The 19,310-nt window shown below is 55.5% G+C and carries 22 protein-coding genes, 1 pseudogene and 1 other annotated feature; of the genes and pseudogenes, 15 read left to right on the top strand and 8 right to left on the bottom strand.

Annotated elements, in window-relative coordinates:
• The first annotated feature begins 95 nt into the window (after positions 1-95).
• Positions 96-197, top strand: a sequence feature (Trp leader region).
• Between the two features lie 23 nt (positions 198-220).
• The 6 genes and pseudogenes from NR201_RS00180 to NR201_RS00155 all read left to right on the top strand — a co-directional run bounded on the left by NR201_RS00180 (position 221) and on the right by NR201_RS00155 (position 7,248).
• Entirely contained in the window at positions 221-1,786 is a 1,566-nt protein-coding gene (locus NR201_RS00180) for an anthranilate synthase component 1 (protein WP_010670253.1), read from the top strand.
• A pseudogene (trpD, locus tag NR201_RS00175) lies at positions 1,786-3,380 on the top strand (bifunctional anthranilate synthase glutamate amidotransferase component TrpG/anthranilate phosphoribosyltransferase TrpD). The gene NR201_RS00180 and the pseudogene trpD overlap by 1 nt, the downstream one beginning before the upstream one ends.
• Before the next feature lie 2 nt (positions 3,381-3,382).
• Positions 3,383-4,744 carry a bifunctional indole-3-glycerol-phosphate synthase TrpC/phosphoribosylanthranilate isomerase TrpF gene (trpCF, locus tag NR201_RS00170; RefSeq protein ID WP_010244438.1) on the top strand — a complete coding sequence of 454 codons (1,362 nt, stop codon included), beginning with the start codon at positions 3,383-3,385 and terminating at the stop codon, positions 4,742-4,744.
• Between the two features lie 46 nt (positions 4,745-4,790).
• Positions 4,791-5,981, top strand: a complete 1,191-nt coding sequence (gene trpB, locus NR201_RS00165) for a tryptophan synthase subunit beta (protein ID WP_010244436.1) — start codon at positions 4,791-4,793, stop codon at positions 5,979-5,981.
• Positions 5,981-6,784, top strand: a complete 804-nt coding sequence (trpA, locus tag NR201_RS00160) for a tryptophan synthase subunit alpha (protein WP_010244433.1) — start codon at positions 5,981-5,983, stop codon at positions 6,782-6,784. Before trpB ends, trpA begins: the two co-directional genes overlap by 1 nt.
• Positions 6,785-6,933: 149 nt before the next feature.
• On the top strand, positions 6,934-7,248 hold the full coding sequence (locus NR201_RS00155) for a BON domain-containing protein (RefSeq protein WP_010244430.1): 315 nt from the start codon (positions 6,934-6,936) through the stop codon (positions 7,246-7,248).
• Between the two features lie 57 nt (positions 7,249-7,305).
• Here NR201_RS00155 and ompW read toward each other — a convergent pair whose 3' ends face one another.
• Positions 7,306-7,941 carry an outer membrane protein OmpW gene (ompW, locus tag NR201_RS00150; protein WP_029519099.1) on the bottom strand — a complete coding sequence of 212 codons (636 nt, stop codon included), beginning with the start codon at positions 7,939-7,941 and terminating at the stop codon, positions 7,306-7,308.
• Positions 7,942-8,190: 249 nt separating this feature from the next.
• On the opposite strand from ompW, the gene NR201_RS00145 reads away from it, so the two are divergent.
• Genes NR201_RS00145 through yciA form a run of 4 tightly spaced genes read left to right on the top strand, consistent with a single transcriptional unit; the run spans position 8,191 to position 10,441 of the window.
• Positions 8,191-8,607, top strand: a complete 417-nt coding sequence (locus NR201_RS00145) for a YkgJ family cysteine cluster protein (protein WP_010670256.1) — start codon at positions 8,191-8,193, stop codon at positions 8,605-8,607.
• 27 nt (positions 8,608-8,634) lie between these two features.
• Positions 8,635-9,369, top strand: a complete 735-nt coding sequence (locus tag NR201_RS00140; RefSeq protein WP_010244420.1) for a YciC family protein — start codon at positions 8,635-8,637, stop codon at positions 9,367-9,369.
• 51 nt (positions 9,370-9,420) lie between these two features.
• The gene (locus NR201_RS00135; protein ID WP_256849228.1) at positions 9,421-9,960 is read left to right on the top strand and encodes a septation protein A; all 540 of its coding nucleotides are present in this window, start codon (positions 9,421-9,423) and stop codon (positions 9,958-9,960) included.
• A 58-nt stretch (positions 9,961-10,018) separates the two neighbouring features.
• Positions 10,019-10,441: an acyl-CoA thioester hydrolase YciA gene (yciA, locus tag NR201_RS00130; RefSeq protein WP_010244413.1), complete on the top strand. Its 423-nt coding sequence runs from the start codon at positions 10,019-10,021 to the stop codon at positions 10,439-10,441.
• A gap of 36 nt (positions 10,442-10,477) precedes the next feature.
• Here yciA and tonB read toward each other — a convergent pair whose 3' ends face one another.
• The gene (gene tonB / locus NR201_RS00125) at positions 10,478-11,233 is read right to left on the bottom strand and encodes a TonB system transport protein TonB (protein ID WP_029519101.1); all 756 of its coding nucleotides are present in this window, start codon (positions 11,231-11,233) and stop codon (positions 10,478-10,480) included.
• A 197-nt stretch (positions 11,234-11,430) separates the two neighbouring features.
• Here tonB and NR201_RS00120 point away from each other — a divergent pair, with 197 nt between their 5' ends.
• Together NR201_RS00120 and NR201_RS00115 are read left to right on the top strand one after the other, a co-directional pair.
• Positions 11,431-11,727, top strand: a complete 297-nt coding sequence (locus NR201_RS00120) for a YciI family protein (RefSeq protein WP_010244407.1) — start codon at positions 11,431-11,433, stop codon at positions 11,725-11,727.
• Positions 11,728-11,804: 77 nt separating this feature from the next.
• Positions 11,805-11,990, top strand: coding sequence for a hypothetical protein (locus tag NR201_RS00115; RefSeq protein WP_010670260.1), 186 nt, complete (start codon positions 11,805-11,807; stop codon positions 11,988-11,990).
• Between the two features lie 226 nt (positions 11,991-12,216).
• On the opposite strand, the gene ycgZ is transcribed toward NR201_RS00115, so the two are convergent.
• Positions 12,217-12,459, bottom strand: coding sequence for a regulatory protein YcgZ (gene ycgZ, locus NR201_RS00110; RefSeq protein WP_010244401.1), 243 nt, complete (start codon positions 12,457-12,459; stop codon positions 12,217-12,219).
• A 448-nt stretch (positions 12,460-12,907) separates the two neighbouring features.
• On the opposite strand from ycgZ, the gene NR201_RS00105 reads away from it, so the two are divergent.
• On the top strand, positions 12,908-13,135 hold the full coding sequence (locus NR201_RS00105) for a hypothetical protein (RefSeq protein WP_228312651.1): 228 nt from the start codon (positions 12,908-12,910) through the stop codon (positions 13,133-13,135).
• 54 nt (positions 13,136-13,189) lie between these two features.
• Here NR201_RS00105 and NR201_RS00100 read toward each other — a convergent pair whose 3' ends face one another.
• The gene (locus tag NR201_RS00100; protein ID WP_003853917.1) at positions 13,190-13,363 is read right to left on the bottom strand and encodes a YciY family protein; all 174 of its coding nucleotides are present in this window, start codon (positions 13,361-13,363) and stop codon (positions 13,190-13,192) included.
• Positions 13,364-13,533: 170 nt separating this feature from the next.
• On the opposite strand from NR201_RS00100, the gene cls reads away from it, so the two are divergent.
• Together cls and NR201_RS00090 are read left to right on the top strand one after the other, a co-directional pair.
• Positions 13,534-14,994: a cardiolipin synthase gene (gene cls, locus NR201_RS00095; protein WP_010244396.1), complete on the top strand. Its 1,461-nt coding sequence runs from the start codon at positions 13,534-13,536 to the stop codon at positions 14,992-14,994.
• Between the two features lie 45 nt (positions 14,995-15,039).
• Positions 15,040-15,363: an HI1450 family dsDNA-mimic protein gene (locus tag NR201_RS00090; protein ID WP_003853921.1), complete on the top strand. Its 324-nt coding sequence runs from the start codon at positions 15,040-15,042 to the stop codon at positions 15,361-15,363.
• 48 nt (positions 15,364-15,411) lie between these two features.
• On the opposite strand, the gene oppF is transcribed toward NR201_RS00090, so the two are convergent.
• From oppF to oppB, 4 genes are read right to left on the bottom strand one after another with little or no spacing between them, the layout of a single operon-like run.
• Positions 15,412-16,413, bottom strand: coding sequence for a murein tripeptide/oligopeptide ABC transporter ATP binding protein OppF (oppF, locus tag NR201_RS00085; protein WP_010244389.1), 1,002 nt, complete (start codon positions 16,411-16,413; stop codon positions 15,412-15,414).
• Positions 16,410-17,423 carry an ABC transporter ATP-binding protein gene (locus NR201_RS00080; protein WP_010244386.1) on the bottom strand — a complete coding sequence of 338 codons (1,014 nt, stop codon included), beginning with the start codon at positions 17,421-17,423 and terminating at the stop codon, positions 16,410-16,412. Before NR201_RS00080 ends, oppF begins: the two co-directional genes overlap by 4 nt.
• 11 nt (positions 17,424-17,434) lie before the next feature.
• Complete coding sequence (oppC, locus tag NR201_RS00075) at positions 17,435-18,343, bottom strand: oligopeptide ABC transporter permease OppC (protein ID WP_010244382.1); 909 nt, start codon at positions 18,341-18,343, stop codon at positions 17,435-17,437.
• Positions 18,344-18,357: 14 nt separating this feature from the next.
• Positions 18,358-19,278 carry an oligopeptide ABC transporter permease OppB gene (gene oppB / locus NR201_RS00070; protein ID WP_010244379.1) on the bottom strand — a complete coding sequence of 307 codons (921 nt, stop codon included), beginning with the start codon at positions 19,276-19,278 and terminating at the stop codon, positions 18,358-18,360.
• Positions 19,279-19,310: the final 32 nt, after the last annotated feature.

Here is a 19,310-nt window from a genome sequence, read left to right as displayed (position 1 = left end):
AAAGTGTATTGACATTTCCGCCCTGAACCCGTTAACTAGTACACAAGTTCACACGTAACGGGTATTCAATCATGGCTGTTGTAATCACGCATTTAAACGGTTGGCGCGATGTTCCCGAAAATGGGCGACAGGGTCGTGCACACTTTGCGTAAACGCTGTGCTAATACCTGAGCCCGCCACCGAGCGGGCTTTTTTTTGAGCGAAATTCAGAGAAATCATCATGCCAAATGCGAAACCTACAGTGAAGTTGATTACCGGCACCGCACCCTACCGCGAAGATCCGGCCGCAGTGTTTCACCAGCTGTGCGGCGCACGTCCGGCAACCCTGCTGCTTGAATCCGCTGACATCGACAGCAAGCGCAACTTAAAAAGCCTGCTGATTGTCGACAGCGCGCTGCGCGTCAGCGCAATGGGCAACAATGTCACCGTTCAGGCGTTGTCAGAAAATGGCCGCGCCCTGCTGCCGCTGCTGGATGAGGCCCTGCCTGCGTCGGTCAGCAATCAGGTTCGTCCCGATGGACGCGAGCTGACTTTCCCGCAGAGCACCGACCATCAGCAGGATGAAGATTCCCGCCTCAAGGCACTGTCGGTGTTTGATGCTTTGCGTCTGATTCCACAACTGGTCAACTCCCCTGCCGATGAGCGCGAAGCCGTACTGCTGGGTGGCCTGTTTGCTTATGATCTGGTTGCCGGTTTTGAAACCCTGCCGGAGCTGGATAATCAGCAACGCTGCCCCGACTACTGTTTTTACCTGGCAGAAACCTTACTGGTGATCGATCACCAGACCCGCAGTGCGCGTCTGCAGGCCAGCCTGTTCTGCCCATCCACCAGCGAGTTCCAGCGCCTGCAGCGCCGCATCGAGCAGTTGCACGGCCAGATGCTGCAACCGGCACCGGCTCTGCCGGTCCAGCCGGTAGAACAGATGACGCTGACCACCAGCCAGAGTGATGAAGAGTATTGCGACGTAGTACGCACACTTCAACAGGCGGTTCGCATCGGCGAAATTTTCCAGGTCGTGCCGTCACGTCGCTTCTCGCTGCCGTGCCCGTCGCCGCTGGCTGCTTATGAGACACTGAAAAACAGCAATCCCAGCCCCTACATGTTTTTCATGCAGGATCAGGATTTCTCATTGTTTGGCGCGTCGCCGGAGAGTTCGCTGAAGTATGACGCCACCTCCCGTCAGATTGAGATCTACCCGATTGCCGGTACCCGCCCGCGTGGCCGCCATGCTGATGGCTCACTGGACCGCGATCTCGACAGCCGCATTGAGCTGGAGATGCGTACCGACCATAAAGAGCTGGCTGAGCATCTGATGCTGGTGGATCTGGCGCGTAACGATCTGGCGCGTATCTGCGTGCCCGGCAGCCGTTACGTGGCTGACCTGACCAAAGTTGACCGCTACTCATTTGTGATGCATCTGGTTTCCCGCGTGGTGGGCACGCTGCGCGCGGACCTCGATGTGCTGCACGCGTATCGTGCCTGTATGAACATGGGCACGCTGAGCGGTGCACCAAAAGTTCGCGCCATGCAGTTGATTGCCGGGGCTGAACGCACCCGTCGCGGCAGCTACGGCGGCGCGGTGGGCTACTTCACCGCCCAGGGCGATCTCGATACCTGTATCGTTATCCGCTCCGCCTATGTAGAAGATGGCGTCGCCACCGTTCAGGCGGGCGCAGGTGTGGTGCTGGATTCTAATCCGCAGGCTGAAGCTGATGAAAGCCGCAACAAAGCGCGCGCCGTACTGCGCGCTATCGCGACTGCCCATCACTGCAAGGAGATCTTCTGATGGCCGATATTCTGCTGCTCGATAACATCGACTCTTTTACCTATAACCTGGTTGATCAGCTGCGGACCTTTGGTCACAACGTGGTGATTTACCGCAACAATCTGCCTGCCGAACTGCTTATTGAACAGCTGCAGCGGATGGAGAACCCGGTGCTGATGCTCTCTCCCGGTCCCGGCGCGCCAAAAGATGCTGGCTGTATGCCGGAGCTGCTGCGGGTGCTGCGCGGTCGTCTGCCAATTATCGGTATCTGTCTGGGTCACCAGGCGATTGTCGAAGCTTATGGCGGCCATGTGGGCCAGGCAGGCGAGATCCTGCACGGCAAAGCCTCTTCAATCGACCATGACGGCGAGGCGATGTTTGCCGGTCTGAGCAATCCGCTGCCGGTGGCGCGCTATCACTCGCTGGTGGGCAGCAACACGCCGGAAGAGCTGACGGTGAACGCCAGTTACAACGGGATGGTGATGGCCGTTCGCCATGAAACCGATCGCGTATGCGGGTTTCAGTTCCATCCTGAATCGATTTTGACTTCTCAGGGTGCGCGCCTGCTTGAGCAGACGCTGGCCTGGGCACTGGCGAAGTAACAGGGAGAATAAACATGCAACAGACACTGGAAAAACTTTACCAGGCGCAGACGCTGAATCAGGCTGAGAGTCATCAGCTGTTCAGCGCCATCATTACCGGACAGCTGGAGCCAACGCAGCTCGCTGCCGCGCTGATCGCCATGAAGGTGCGCGGTGAAACGCCGGAAGAGATCGCCGGAGCCGCCACCGCGCTGCTGGAAGATGCCAAACCTTTTCCCCGCCCTGATTATGCGTTTGCGGACATTGTGGGCACCGGCGGCGATGGCAGTAACAGCATTAATATCTCGACTGCCAGCGCCTTTGTCGCCGCGACCTGCGGTCTGAAAGTGGCGAAGCACGGTAACCGCAGCGTCTCCAGCAAATCGGGCTCCTCCGATCTGCTGGCCGCCTTTGGCATCAATCTCGATATGCCCGCTGACCGGGCGCGCCAGGCGCTGGACGATCTGAATGTCTGCTTCCTGTTTGCGCCGCAGTATCACACCGGTTTTCGCCACGCGATGCCGGTCCGCCAGCAGCTTAAGACCCGTACGCTGTTTAACGTGCTGGGTCCGCTGATCAATCCGGCACGCCCGCCACTGGCGGTGATTGGCGTCTACAGCCCGGAACTGGTGATGCCGATTGCTCAGACGCTGAAAGTGCTGGGTTATCAGCGCGCGGCGGTGGTTCACGGTGGCGGAATGGATGAGGTGGCGCTGCACGATGTAACCCATGTGGCCGAACTGCGTGAAGGTGAAATTACGCGCTATCAGCTCTCGCCAGAGGACTTTGGTTTTGGCTTCCATCCCAAAGAGGCGCTGGCGGGCGGCACGCCGGAAGAAAATCGTGACATTCTGACCTCTTTACTTCAGGGTAATGGCCAGCAGGCCCATGAGGAGGCCGTCGCCGTCAACGTGGCGATGTTGCTTAAAGTATTCGGTCAGGAAGATCTGCGTGAAAACGCACAGCAGGCGCTTAACGCCATCCGCAGCGGACAGGCTTATGAGCGTGTCGTCGCACTGGCAGCAAGAGGATAATCATGAAAGGCACCGTGTTAGAAAAAATTGTTCAGGACAAAGCGATTTGGGTTGAAGCCCGTCAGCAGCAGCAGCCTCTCTCTACCTTTCAGAACAGCATTGAACCCGCCAGCCGTCATTTCTACGACGCGCTGCAGGGTGCAAGAACCGCGTTTATCCTGGAGTGTAAAAAGGCCTCTCCCTCGAAAGGCATTATTCGTGAGGATTTCGATCCAGCCGCCATTGCCGGAGTCTACCGCCACTACGCTTCCGCGGTGTCAGTATTGACCGATGAGAAATATTTTCAGGGCGACTTCGCCTTTCTGCCGATTGTCAGCGCGGCCATCACCCAGCCGGTGCTGTGCAAAGATTTTATCATCGACCCCTATCAGATCTATCTGGCCCGTTACTACCAGGCGGATGCGATTCTGCTGATGCTGTCAGTGCTGGATGATGAGCAGTATCGTCAGCTGGCCGCTGTGGCGCACAGCCTGAAGATGGGCATTCTGACTGAAGTGAGTAATGAAGAGGAACTGGAGCGGGCTATCGCGCTGCAGGCCAAAGTCGTGGGTATCAACAACCGCGATCTGCGTGACCTCTCTATCGATCTTAACCGCACCCGTCAGCTGGCACCGCGCCTGTCACACGGCGTCACGGTAATCAGCGAATCAGGCATTAACAGCTATGCCGATATTCGCGAGCTGAGCCATTTTGCCAACGGCTTCCTGATTGGTTCTGCACTGATGGAAGAAGCCGACCTGACCGCAGCGGTGCGTCGGGTCACGCTGGGCAGCAATAAAGTGTGCGGCCTGACCCGTGCCGAAGATGCGCGCGCCGCCTATGAAGCCGGGGCAATCTATGGTGGGCTGATCTTCGCGGAAGGTTCCCCGCGCCAGATTGACACCGCTACGGCGCAGACCGTTATCGCTGCGGCCCCGCTGCGCTACGTCGGCGTGTTCCGCAATGCCGCTATGAGTGACATTGTCACGCAAGCCGGTGCGCTTTCACTCTCTGCGGTGCAGCTGCATGGCAACGAGACGCCGGCGTTTGTGGCTGAACTGCGTGCGGCTCTGCCAGCAGAGATTCAAATCTGGAAGGCGCTGCGCATTGAAGGCACCTTGCCGGCGCGCGACTGGCCTCATGTTGACCGTTATGTGTTTGATAATGGCGACGGTGGAACCGGACAGCGTTTCGACTGGTCGCTGTTGCAGGGACAGACGCTCAACAATGTTCTGCTGGCCGGTGGCCTGAGCGCGGATAACTGTGTTGAAGCCGCGCAGCTCGGCTGTGCCGGCCTGGACTTCAACTCTGGCGTGGAAAGCGCGCCTGGCATCAAAGATGCCCGTAAAATTGCCGCTGTGTTTCAGACACTGCGAGCCTACTGATTTGCCTGGCCTGCTCAACGGCGGGCCCGAGAAAGGAAGATAAAAAATGACGTTACTTAATCCCTACTTTGGCGAATTTGGCGGAATGTATGTTCCGCAAATCCTGATGCCAGCCCTGCGCCAGCTGGAACAGGCGTTTGTCGACGCCCAGAAAGATCCTGAGTTTCAGGCCGAGTTTACCGACCTGCTGAAGAACTATGCGGGTCGCCCTACCGCCCTGACGCTGTGCAAAAACCTGACTAAAGGCACCAAAACCCGCCTCTATCTTAAGCGTGAAGATCTGCTGCACGGTGGCGCGCACAAGACCAACCAGGTGCTGGGTCAGGCGCTGTTAGCCAAACGCATGGGCAAAAACGAAATCATTGCCGAAACCGGTGCGGGTCAGCACGGCGTAGCTTCAGCGCTGGCCTGTGCGCTGCTGGGCATGAAATGCCGCATCTATATGGGCGCAAAAGATGTGGAGCGTCAGTCACCCAACGTCTTCCGTATGCGTCTGATGGGCGCAGAAGTGATCCCGGTGCACAGCGGCTCCGCCACGCTGAAAGATGCCTGCAATGAAGCACTGCGCGACTGGTCTGGCAGCTACGAGACATCACACTATATGCTCGGCACCGCAGCGGGTCCGCATCCCTTCCCGACGATTGTGCGTGAGTTCCAGCGCATGATTGGCGAAGAGACTAAAAAGCAGATTCTGGAAAGAGAGGGTCGTCTGCCCGATGCGATCCTCGCCTGTGTGGGCGGCGGCTCCAACGCCATCGGCATGTTTGCCGACTTTATCGATGAGACCAGCGTGAAGCTGATCGGCGTAGAGCCTGCGGGCCACGGCATTGAGACCGGCGAGCATGGCGCGCCGCTCAAGCACGGTCGCGTCGGCATCTACTTCGGTATGAAATCGCCGATGATGCAGACCCATGATGGCCAGATTGAGGAGTCTTACTCGATCTCTGCCGGCCTCGACTTCCCGTCGGTAGGCCCGCAGCATGCGCACCTGAACAGCATCGGTCGTGCGGAATATGTCTCTATCACCGATAACGAAGCACTGGCCGCCTTTAAACAGCTCTGTCGCGATGAAGGTATCATTCCGGCGCTGGAGTCATCCCACGCCCTGGCGCACGCCATGAAAATGATTCAGGCCGAGCCGGAAAAAGAGCAGTTGATTGTGGTCAACCTCTCTGGCCGCGGCGACAAAGATATTTTCACCGTTCATGACATTTTGACAGCGCAGGGAGAAATCTGATGGAACGTTACAATCAACTGTTTACGCGTCTGTCAGCGAATAACGAAGGGGCTTTCGTTCCTTTTGTTACGCTGGGCGATCCGTCACCGGAGCTTTCACTGCGTGTGATTGATGCCCTGGTTGAAGGAGGCGCGGATGCACTGGAGCTGGGTATTCCCTTTTCCGATCCCCTTGCAGATGGCCCGACCATCCAGAATGCGACGTTACGCGCCTTTGCGGCGGGCACCAACACCAGCCAATGCTTTGAAATGCTGGCCACTATCCGCCGTAAGTATCCGGATCTGCCGATTGGATTGCTGATGTACGCCAATCTGGTCTTCACCAACGGTGTGGATGAGTTCTATGCCCGTTGTGCAGAGGCGGGTGTGGATTCGGTGCTGGTGGCGGATGTGCCCGTTGAAGAGTCCGCGCCCTTCCGTCAGGCGGCGCTGCGTCATGGCATAGCACCCATCTTCATCTGTCCGCCTAACGCCAGCGATGAGCTGCTGCGCGAGATCGCTTCACACGGACGGGGTTACACCTACCTGCTGTCGCGCGCGGGCGTGACCGGTGCTGAAAACCGCGCCAGCCTGCCGTTGCAGCATCTGATCGACAAGCTGCGTGAATACCATGCAGCCCCGCCGCTGCAGGGCTTTGGTATCTCTGAGCCTGAACAGGTGAAGGAAGCGATCGCCGCGGGCGCTGCGGGTGCGATCTCCGGCTCTGCGATTGTCAGAATCATCGAAAAACATCATTCAGAGCCTGAGGTGATGCTGAGCGAGCTGAAGAACTTTGTCAGCCGTCTTAAAGCCGCCAGCCGTTAATTCTGCCAGCATGCCTTATCGCGCGATAAGGCATGATTTGTTTCCTTTTTTTTCATTCCCCCATTTGCCCTTTTTGCAAAATCTGCACCACAATGACAATGCGCCGTTACGGTAACGTCGCATCCATTTTGTGACAGGGAGAGAAAGCAATGAAATTCGTTAAACTGCTGACAGGTGCTGTACTGGCGGGCGTGGTTGCGCTGACACTGAGCGCCTGTGCGCCAACCGCAACCAAAGAGGGAACCGGTGGCTATATTGATGACACCGTGGTGACCACAAAAGTTAAAGGTGAACTGCTGAAAGATGACTCGCTGAAATCAACTGAAATCAACGTAGAAACCTTCAAAGGTAAAGTTCAGCTGAGCGGTTTTGTTTCATCACCACAGATGGCTAACCGTGCCGTTCAGGTTACGCGCAGCGTGGCGGGCGTGAAGTCCGTTGTTAACAATATGCAGATCAAATAACGTCTTAACAGACAAAAAAAGGCCGCTGATTCAGCGGCCTTTTTATCATCTTTATCATCAGAAACGGTAACCCGCTCCGAAGAAGAAGACCCAGGGATCGATGCGCATATTGATATTCTGCTGCTCGCCACCCGCTTTAAACTTCACTTCCGTATCAATATCCATGTACCACACCGACGCATTCAGCATCCAGTCACGGTTAATCTGATAATCCAGACCGACCTGACCCGCCACACCCCAGGAATCCTTCACGCTGAGATCGGTCAGGCCCGCATCGCGGCCCGTCTGGTTGAAATCGGCATCGTAAAAGGTGGTGTAGTTGATACCTACGCCAACGTAAGGACGCGCTTTGCTCTTGCTATCAAAGAAGTAGTACTGCGCCATCAGCGTAGGCGGTAACTGGCGTACCGTTGCCAGTGTTCCGGTCGGGCCCAGGCCCACCTTGTGACGGAACGGTGTGGCGGCCAGTAATTCGACACCAATGTTGTCCGTTGCCATGTAAGTAAAGGTCAGGCCCAGCTGCGTGTCGTTGGATGCGCTGAACTCGCCCATCCCTAACACATTATCGGAACCTTCGGTGGGCCGGACGGTGGCACTACCGGCACGCATAAAGAAGTCGCCTGCTTCGTGGGCCATCGACAGCTGAGGGAAAGCCAGAGCCAGCAGCATCGCGCATTTTGCCAGTTTCATCATCACTCCTTTGCTTAATGTTAATGTCGCGAACGTCATCGATTTTTGCTGGCAAATATTTAACGTGATTTACAGAAAATTGCACTCTGTACCCTTCAGATAAATTACTTAAAAAACAATGAATTGATTTAGATCAATTTCGGCTCGGGCTGGCGCAGCAAAATTCCCCTTGCTGAATAATTTCGCCAGGCCTATTTTGCTTATCTTCTCTGGTGATTTTGGTTCGATGCCCTGGGAGGGGCGGGTGATCAAATGAGTGAAATAACTAACCCTTGTGTCAGCTGTGGCGCCTGCTGCGCCCATTTCCGCGTCTCATTTTACTGGGCCGAAGCCGATGATGCAGGCGGCCCGGTGCCGACCGCATTAACCGAACCGCTCAGCCTGTTAATGCGCAATATGCGTGGAACGAACGATCGCGCGCCGCGCTGCGTTGCCCTTGAAGGCGACATTGGCGGCTGTGTCTCCTGCGGAATTTACGAACAACGTCCGACGCCCTGTCGGGAATTTTCGATGTCGGGAGAAGCGGGTATCCACAATGAAGCCTGCGATCGCGCCCGCGCCCGGTATGGTCTTCCCGCCCTTTTTTCTCCATCTTTACCTGTCATGACAGAAAGTTATGCCGCAGCGGGTGCCCGCGAGCTGTCAGAACATGTACAATCGCCGGGTTAATTAACCCGGTTCCTCAAAGGAGTGTACATGTCTATCACGGCAAGCTCGTTATACCGTGACACAGGAAATTTCGCGCGCCATCAACTGGCTACGGTGCTGTTGATGTCGCTGCTGGCCGCTTTTATCACCGTCATGCTGGTGCATGTGCTGACGCCAGGTGCCGATCAGATGGCCCTCCTGCAACAGGGTGACGATAGCGCCGGTTCGCTGTTTGAGATGGTGCAGAATATGTCACCGGAACAGCAGCAGGTGCTGCTGCGCGCCTCGGCGGCCAGCACCTTCGCTGCGCTGATGGGGAACACGCTGCTGCTTGGCGGAATGCTCTATCTGATCCCGATGGTCTCTTCCGGCCAGCGTGTCAGTGCGTTGCGGGCGATTGGTGCTTCAGCGCCGCTGCTGCCAAAGCTGCTGCTGCTCACCTTCCTGATGACGCTGGTGGCGCAACTGGGCTTTATGGTGCTGGTGGTGCCAGGCATTCTGCTGACGATTCTGCTGTCGCTGGCTCCGGTGATGGTGGCCAGTGAGAAGATGGGAGTCTTTGCCGCCATGCGGGCCAGCATGCGGATGGCGTGGAAGAATGTGAAGCTGATTGCCCCCGCGATTCTGCTCTGGCTGCTGGCCAAAGTGGTGGTGATGCTGTTCTTCTCTTCGCTGACGGTTTTACCGCTGAATGTCTCGTCGGTGATTTTCACCGCGGCAGGCAATGTGGTTTCGGCGATGTTGATTATCTATCTTTATCGGCTCTATATGCTGTTACGTTGATTGACGATGTGCCTTCGGGCACATTTGCAGCCAACTCTGAATGGAAAAACTATGAAGCAGCTACTCGACTTTCTTCCCCTGGTGGTCTTTTTCATCTTCTACAAGCTGTATGACATTTTTGTCGCCTCGGGCGCGCTGATTGTCGCGACCGGTCTGGCGCTGGTTGTCAGCTGGGTGCTCTATCGCAAGCTGGAAAAGATGACGATTTTCACCTTTGTGCTGGTGGCGGTTTTTGGCACCCTGACGCTGGTGTTCCACAACGATGAGTTCATTAAGTGGAAAGTCACGGTTATCTACAGCCTGTTTGCCGCCGCCCTGCTCTACAGCCAGTGGTTTATGGAGCAGACGCTGATTCAGCGCATGCTGGGCAAAGAGCTGCAGCTGCCCGACGCGGTCTGGCGCCGGCTCAACGTTGCCTGGGCGCTGTTCTTCTTTATCTGCGGCCTGGTAAACATCTATATCGCCTTTTGGTTATCTCAGGCGTTTTGGGTTAACTTTAAAGTGTTCGGTCTCTCCGGTCTGACCTTACTGTTTACCCTGCTCAGCGGGCTTTACATCTGGCGACAGATGCCGCAGCAGGAACAAAAATAATCATCTGCCCGGTCCGCCGGGCATTTTTTTAGCATTCACCTGCATAGAAGTGGAAGCAATGGGCGAAAAACATACATTGCCGAAAGGCGAAATGGTGCTGCGTACGCTCGCCATGCCAGCAGACACCAACGCCAACGGCGATATTTTTGGTGGCTGGCTGATGTCACAGATGGATATGGGTGGCGCTATCCTGGCGAAAGAGATCGCTGAAGGACGCGTGGTGACGGTTCGCGTCGACGGCATGTCATTTATGAAGCCCGTCGCGGTGGGCGATGTGGTGAGCTGCCATGCGAGCTGTCTTCGTACCGGCAACAGTTCCATGACGATTAATGTGGAAGTGTGGATCAAAAAAGTGTCGTCTGAGCCGATTGGACAAACTTACATTGCGACGGAAGCGGTGTTTATTTATGTGGCGGTCGACAATGAGGGTAATTCCCGTCCTCTGCCAGCCGGTCGCGCTAACCAGCAACCCGGCGAATGAAAAACAGGTCAGGCTGTTTCAGCCTGACCTGACGCTTTATTCTATGCTGGCCCCACCATTAATCTTAAACACGATATTCATGGTCAGACCCTGCCCTGGCCGTCCGCTCTGATAGCGCCACTTTTTCATCGCCTGCTTAACTTCACGCTCAAACATATTGCGCGGCTCAGCAGAGAGGATCTGGATGTTATCCACCCGTCCCTCACTATCCACATCAAACTTCACCCGTACCCGCCCCTCTACACGCAGTGCAAATGCGCGTTGTGGATAGCCAGGCTTACTGACGTTCAGTGCTTTTGGGCCGGTTGAGGCCGATGAGGTGGGTGACGGCGTAGATTTTGGCGCCGTGGTCGGTTTGTTCTGCGTCGCCGGGGCTTCCTGCTTAAACGGATCGGCCTGCGGTTTGCTCTCCTGACGCGGCTTCACCTCGCGTTTAGGCTGCTCCCGCTTGTGCTCTGGTTTCGGTTTGGGCTTTGGCTTAGGCTCAGGTTTGGGAATCGGCACCGGCTCCGCTTTCGGCGGTTCGGGCACGGGCTGAGGTTCCGGCACCGGTTCAGGTTCTGGCTGAGGTTCTGGCTGTGGTGCAGGCGGCTCCACGATGGCCGGTGCAGGCTCAGGCTGAACTTCAGGGGCAACCATGGTAACGCTGATGGGCTGCGACGCTTTGGGCACCTCAATCACCTGCTGGAATGAAGCATACAGAATTCCGGCTATCACGGCCCCATGCAAAGCAACAGACAACAACATGGAGACAGGCGTGCGTTTAGGTAATGGCATAGTCAGCGTGGTCATAACAGTCGCAGTGATTGAATGAAGCAGCGATTTTAAATGCAAATAGCAATCAGTTTCAATAACTCCCGCCATCCCGCCTGAAGAAAAGCGCTTTTTAGCCCTTTATGCTGAGCCTTTCACCACTCTGAGGTTTCGTTTGCACTCTGAGGGGCAATCCCTTAACGTGTTGCGAAATTCTGGTTAATGGGAGTTCCTTAGTGCTTTACGTCATTTATGCAGAAGATACTGCAGATTCACTGGAAAAACGTAACGCCGTGCGCCCTGCCCATCTGGCACGGCTCAAACTGCTGCAGGAAGAGGGACGCCTGATCATTGCAGGCCCGATGCCTGCTGTCGACAGCAACGATCCTGGTGTAGCGGGTTTTACCGGCTCAACCGTGATTGCTGAATTCCCGTCATTAGAAGAAGCACAATCCTGGGCACAGGATGATCCCTACTTCGCCGCGGGCGTCTATAAGCAGGTTTCGGTTAAGCCGTTTAAACGCGTCTTCTGATCGTGACTCAGCATTGAAAATGGCTTCTGTGCCTGGCACAGAAGCCATTTTTATTTTGATCGTTCAAGAGAGGAAAGATGCAGATAATCATTCTGGGGCTACTGGCCATTATCGCTTTACTGATCGGAAGCGCGGTTTATCTCTGGCGAACTCAGGGCTGGCGTAATAAAAAGCAGTGGATTGTCATGCTGATCGTGCTGGCGGCGGCACTGCAGCTGGTGAACGTAACGCTGATGATGACGACACAACGTCTCGCTGGTTAATCAGACCTGAGGTTTCATTGCGACAGAGCAGCACATCACTCTCTGTCGCAGCAACCGGCCGGTCTGAATATTCTGCCTCGCGAATAAACGCAGAGACCAATTGATCTTATTAAATTAAAGCGTTGTTCTGAACGACATTGATAATAAACCGGCAGTAAACCGGCCTGGTCATTCAATAATACACGCTCTCTTTATTATCCCGCCACTGGCTATTTTCAGCGATGAGTTAACCGCGATCCAGAATCAGGCCAATCAGCGCATGATAGTGCTGTTCTTCTTCCGGACTGGTGACATGCTGTAAACGGCCGATCAGTTTTGAGCAGATCGCTTTACGATTCAGACTACGGCCAGAACTGATAATTTCTGTCACGACGGAGCCAAGAATGGCCTGTTGTGAGGGCTGCGCGGCGCTGTGTAAATACGCGGAGATGTCAGAGACTGAAGCGGGAATACGAACGTTAGTCTGCATGGTTGACCCTCATAGGATTCATTTAAGATTAATAACCGATGCGATAAAGTTATACAACAACGAGCTATCTGTACAGATATTTAGCTTAAAAAATCAGATCGTCACGTTTTAATGACAATAAACTCATAAATAACAGCACATTACAACATTGTAAAGTTGTACAACTTGTTAGCCTGCGGTTTTTATCCTGTTAATATTCCCTCTTTAGTCCGCGCCTGCATGACCTGTTTTACTATTAAAAAATGATCTTTCCGCCCTTTTTTTAGTATTAAAGAGGAATTATCTCGCAGAGCTGTCTACATTTACCCCTTGTGAGTTGAACCTCTGAATGGATGCACAGCACAGTCGCGGGCACATTATGCATAAAACTTATTCTGGCCAGTCCCTTACATTGCTCGACCCGCTGTTATCCCGGCTCCTTTCTATTGTTGACCCCAAAATAGAAGTAATGAGTGGTTACCCTGCTAATTGCTCAGTGTGGCTCACTGTCTATTATCAGCGTAAATCGCGTCAGTGGTCTTACGAATGGTACGATCGTGTGGGTTACCACAGGCCGACTGAGCTGGGCAGCTCAATGGAATGTCTGATGCGCGAAGTCAGCGATCGTGGCGCGTCGCATCAGGAGCACCTGATAGCGCGACGGGCGATGGCAGAATCGGTTTTTTTTGAAGCCTGATTTGAAGTCTGAATAGCCTGCTTTGTCCGACAGGCTGAATTCACCGGGCTTTCGCTATATTATCTGCGTAATAAACAGAATCGAACGACGCTGCTGTTGTGCCAGCTGATGGCGAATGCAGTGGATACGCTTATACCGCCGCGACTGCCCTTCCAGCCAGCGTGAGCGGCGGCGATGCACCTGCCGTAACATTCTCCAGCGCGCCACTTCATTTCTGCTTCGTTTCATCACTTCCTCTCTGACGTCATACACACGAGATATACGCGAGGGCATTATAGAGATCTCTGCGGTAATGCCAAATCGGATCCTTCATCGAGGATGTCCGGGATAAAGGGTTCCGTTAGCCGTCATCTGCACGTAAACTTGCCGGACGAAAGCGCGAACGGGATGTCCACTTTATGACCACTTTTTATACCCTGATCAGCTGGTTGCTGGTGTTTGGTTACTGGCTGCTGATCGCCGGGGTTACGCTGCGCGTATTGATGAAGCGACGGGCAGTGACATCCGCGATGGCCTGGCTACTGGTTATCTATATTCTGCCGCTGGTAGGGATTATCGCTTATCTCTCTTTTGGCGAACTCCATCTGGGTAAACGTCGTGCGGAGCGCGCCCGCACCATGTGGCCATCCACTGCCCGCTGGCTTACTGACCTTAAGCAGTGCCGTGAAATTTTTGCCACCGAACACAGCGACGTTGCGCGTTCGCTGTTTGAGCTTTGCTACCATCGTCAGGGCATCGCCGGGGTTAAGGGCAACCAGTTGCAGCTGCTCACCAGCGCCGACGACGTGATGCAGGCGCTGATTCGTGATATCCAGCTGGCCCGCCACAACATTGAGATGGTGTTCTATATATGGCATCCCGGCGGTCTGGCGGATGAAGTGGCGGAATCGCTGATGGCGGCATCACGCCGTGGCGTTCATTGCCGCCTGCTGCTCGACTCTGCGGGCAGTGTTACCTTTTTCCGCAGCCCCTGGGTCGGCATGATGCGCAATGCCGGAATCGATGTGGTGGAAGCGTTGCAGGTCAGCCTGCTGCGCGTCTTCCTGCGACGGATGGATCTGCGTCAGCACCGCAAAATCGTACTCATTGATAACTATATCGCTTATACCGGTAGCATGAACCTGGTCGATCCGCGCTTCTTTAAACAGAGCGCGGGTGTCGGTCAGTGGATTGACCTGATGGCGCGAATGGAAGGCCCGGTGGCGACGGCGATGGGGATTGTTTTCAGCTGCGACTGGGAGATAGAGACCGGCAAACGCATTTTACCGCCGCCGCCCGATCGCAACATTATGCCGTTTGAACAGGAGAGCGGCCACACCGTGCAGGTGATCGCCTCCGGCCCCGGCTTCCCGGAAGATATGATCCATCAGGCGCTGCTGACTGCGGTCTATTCGGCGCGTGAACAGTTGATCATGACCACGCCCTACTTAGTGCCGAGCGACGATCTGCTGCATGCTATCTGTACGGCGGCGCAGCGTGGCGTCAATGTCAGCGTGATTGTGCCTCGTCACAATGACTCGCTGCTGGTTGGCTGGGCCAGCCGCTCCTTCTTCAGTGAGTTGCTGGAAGCGGGCGTGAAAATTTATCAGTTTGAAGATGGCCTGCTGCATACCAAAAGCGTGCTGGTCGACGGACAACTGAGCCTGGTGGGAACCGTGAATCTCGATATGCGCAGTTTATGGCTGAATTTTGAAGTGACGCTGGTGGTTGATGATGCGGGTTTTGGCAGCGATCTCGCCTGTGTGCAGGATGACTATATCGCCCGTTCCCGCCTGCTGGATGGCAAGCGCTGGGCAAAACGTGCCTGGTGGCAACGCATCGTCGAACGACTGTTTTACTTCTTCAGTCCTTTACTGTAAAACGAGCCAGATTGTGTAAATGGCCGCAGGCCGACAGGACAGACTATGGATTTAAATAATCGCCTTACCGAAGATGAAACGCTGGAACAAGCCTACGATATTTTTCTCGAACTGGCAGTCGACAATCTTGATCCGGCAGACGTCATTCTCTTCAATCTGCAGTTCGAAGAGCGCGGTGGCGCAGAGCTGTTCGATCCCTCTGAAGACTGGAAAGATCATGTCGATTTCGATCTGAACCCAGACTTCTTCGCCGAGGTGGTGATTGGGCTGGGTGAAGCGGACGGTGAACCGATCACCGACGTCTTTGCTCGCGTGCTGCTGTGCCGCGAGAAAGACCACAAGCTTTGTCATATCCTGTGGCGTGAGTAAGCGTCAGATTTGATAAGAAAACGCCGGGCGATTGCCCGGCGTTTTGCATTATAGCGGGTCGACTTTCAGACAGGAGACCGCGTGATTGAAGCTGCCTTCCAGCAGCGGCCGGGTTTTCGCACACTCCGGACCGGCAATCGGACAACGGGTGCGGAACACGCAGCCTGATGGCGGATTGATCGGCGACGGCAGCTCCCCTTCCAGCAGCTGAATCTGCTTGTTCTTCTCCTTGTCCGGATCGGGAATCGGCACCGCGGACATCAGCGCACGGGTATAAGGATGCTGAGGATTGCTGTAGACCTCTTTGTAGGTGCCCAGCTCCACGGCATGCCCCAGATACATTACCAGCACCCGGTCAGAGATATGTTTCACCACCGCCAGATCGTGCGCAATGAAGATCAGCGATAAGCCCATTTCACGCTGCAGCTGCTGCAGCAGGTTAACCACCTGGGCCTGAATTGAGACGTCCAGTGCGGAGACCGGCTCATCACAGATAATCAGCTTTGGCTCCAGAATCAGCGCGCGGGCGATACCGATACGCTGACACTGACCGCCCGAGAACTCGTGCGGATAGCGGTTAATCAGGTTAGGCAGCAGCCCCACTTTCATCATCATATTTTTGACGCGGTCTTTCACTTCCTGACGCGCCATTTTTGGATGATAGGTACGCAGTGGCTCTGCGATGATATCGCCGATGGTCATACGCGGGTTCAGCGACGCCAGCGGATCCTGGAATATCATCTGGATATCGCTTCGCGCCTTGCGCCACTCCTCTTCACTTTGCCCCAGCAGATCACGGCCTAACCAGGCGACCCGACCTTCGGTCGCCTTCACCAGCCCGATAATGGCGCGCGCCAGGGTCGATTTACCACAGCCAGACTCGCCTACCACGCCCAGGGTTTCCCCCTCATACAGACGCAGGCTGACCCCATCGACTGCTTTCAGGGTTTTTGATGGCTGCCAGAACCACTGCCTGCCATCTTTGATGTCGAAATGCACCTTGAGGTCGGCGATTTCCAGCAACACTCTTTTTTCAGCTACGGTGCTCATACTAACTCCTCCACCGGCTTAAAGCAGGCGCGCAGACGGCCTTCGCCAAAGGGTTCCAGCGGTGGTGCCTGGGTGCAGATATCCATAGCGTGCGGACAACGCGGCTGGAACGGGCAGCCCTGCGGCAGACGCAGCAGGTTGGGTGGATTACCCGGAATCGTCGTCAGACTTTCCCCTTCCGCATCCAGACGCGGCACCGCATTAAGCAGACCAATCGAGTAAGGATGTGACGGCTGATAAAAGACATCGCGGGCACGGCCATACTCCATGGTGCGTCCGGCATACATCACCAGCACTTTGTCGCAGATCCCCGCCACCACACCCAGATCGTGGGTGATCATGATAATGGCGGTGTTGAACTCGCGCTTGAGGTCGTTGAGCAGCGTCATAATCTGCGCCTGGACGGTAACATCCAGCGCAGTGGTCGGCTCGTCGGCAATCAGCAGTTTGGGACGGCACAGCAGCGCCATGGCGATCATGACGCGCTGACGCATACCGCCGGAGAACTCATGCGGATACATCTTCATCCGCTTGCGCGCTTCCGGCATTTTCACCGCATCCAGCATTCTCACCGACTCTTCAAACGCCTGCGCGTTGTTCATCCCTTTATGCAGCTTAAGCACTTCCATCAGCTGCTCGCCCACCCGCATATAGGGGTTCAGCGAGGTCATCGGGTCCTGGAAAATCATCGCAATCTGTTCGGCGCGCAGTTTATTGAGCTTGTTCTCGGGCAGATTCAGGATCTCTTTGCCATTGAACATCGCCGAACCGCCAATGCGGCCATTTTTCGCCAGCAGCCCCATCAGGGCAAAGGCGGTTTGTGACTTGCCGGAACCGGACTCACCGACAATGCCCAGCGTCTCACCGGCGCGCAGCGAGAAGTTCAGGTCGTTAACGGCGGTAACATCACCATCGTGCGTGCCAAAGGTAACGCGTAAATCTTTGACCGTAAGTAGCTGTTCGCTTCCCGCGCGGGCCGCCATTGCTGGCTGGAATTCATGAATAGTCATCGGGAAACTCCTTAACGATCTTTCGGGTCGAGGGCATCACGCAGGCCATCGCCGATAAAGTTGAAACAGAACAGCGTGACCACCAGGAAGCCTGCCGGATAGAGCAGCAGCCACGGCGACACTTCCATCGAGTTTGCCCCGTCGCTGAGGAGTGCGCCCCAGCTGCTCAGCGGCTCCTGCGTACCCAGTCCCAGGAAGCTCAGGAAGGATTCAAACAGGATCATGCTCGGCACCAGCAGCGAGGCGTAAACCACTACCACGCCCAGCACGTTCGGCACGATGTGGCGCACCACGATTTTCCAGGTCGATACCCCGCCCACATGGGCCGCTTCGATAAACTCTTTGCGCTTCAGGCTCAGCGTCTGGCCGCGCACAATACGCGCCATATCGAGCCACGAAACCATGCCGATGGCGGCAAAAATCAGCAGGATATTGCGACCAAAGAAGGTCACCAGCAGGATCACGAAGAACATAAACGGGAAGGAGTTAAGGATTTCCAGAATACGCATCATCACCGAGTCTGTTTTGCCGCCGAGATAGCCAGCAATCGAGCCATAGAGCGTCCCGACAATCACCGCGATCAGCGCAGAAGCCACGCCCACCATCAGCGAGATCCGGCCACCGATAGCCACACGTACCAGCAGGTCACGACCCGAAGAATCAGTGCCGAACCAGTGACCAGAGGTGGTATCGGGCGGCGAGGACATCATAGCCCAGTCGGTATCGTCGTAAGTGAACTGCGCCAGCATCGGCGCAAAGATCACGAACAGGGTGATCAGGAACAGCACCAGCAGGCTGATGGAGGCAGCGCGGTTATGAATAAAACGACGACGCGCGTCCTGCCAGAGACTACGCCCTTCTACTTCCAGCTTCTCACTGAACGCATCAAGAGCTTCGCTGTTTTTCTTACTTAACATCATGGCGAACTCCGCAATCAGTAACGAATTTTGGGATCGATAACGGCATAGAGCACGTCAACAATCGCGTTGAATACGATGGTCAGCAAACCCACCAGAATGGTCAGGCTCATCACCAGTGAGTAGTCACGGTTCAGGGCGCCGTTCACAAACAGCTGACCGATGCCCGGCAGACCGTAGATCGACTCAATCACCATCGACCCGGTGATGATGCCGACAAATGCCGGTCCCATGTAGGAGATCACCGGCAGCAACGCCGGTTTCAGTGCATGACGCATTACAATGCGGCGCAGCGGTAAGCCTTTGGCGCGCGCGGTGCGGATAAAGTTGGAGTGCATCACTTCAATCATCGATCCACGGGTGATACGCGCGATACTGGCGATGTAAGCCAGCGACAGCGCCACCATCGGCAGCAGCATGTAGTTCCACTGCCCACCATTCCAGCCGCCGCCCGGCAGCCACTTCAGGGTGATGGCGAACAGCAGAACCAGCAACGGCGCGACCACGAAACTGGGTATCACCACGCCGGTCATTGCCACCCCCATCACCGCAAAATCCCACAAGCTGTTCTGTTTGAGCGCAGCGATAACTCCGGCCGTGACGCCAAGTACCACCGCCAGCAGAAACGCGGCCAGGCCAAGTTTGGCCGAGACCGGGAACGCATGCGCGACCAGGTAGTTGACCGAATAATCTTTGTATTTAAAGGATGGGCCGAAGTCGCCGTGCGCCAGCTGCACCAGGTAATCGACATACTGCTTACCGATAGGATCGTTGAGGTGATATTTCGCCTCAATGTTGGCCATCACTTCCGGTGCCAGGGTGCGCTCGCCAGTAAACGGGCTGCCGGGTGCCAGTCGCATCATAAAGAAGGAGATGGTAATCAGGACGAACAGCGTCGGGAGCGCTTCAAGCAAGCGACGCAGGATGAATTTTAACATTGCCGTACCTACCAGGCTGTTGCTTCACAACA

This window comes from Pantoea sp. Fr-CA_6, assembly GCF_024520895.1.
Lineage (GTDB): Bacteria > Pseudomonadota > Gammaproteobacteria > Enterobacterales > Enterobacteriaceae > Pantoea > Pantoea agglomerans.
This window is presented reverse-complemented; position numbering and strand designations above follow the sequence as displayed.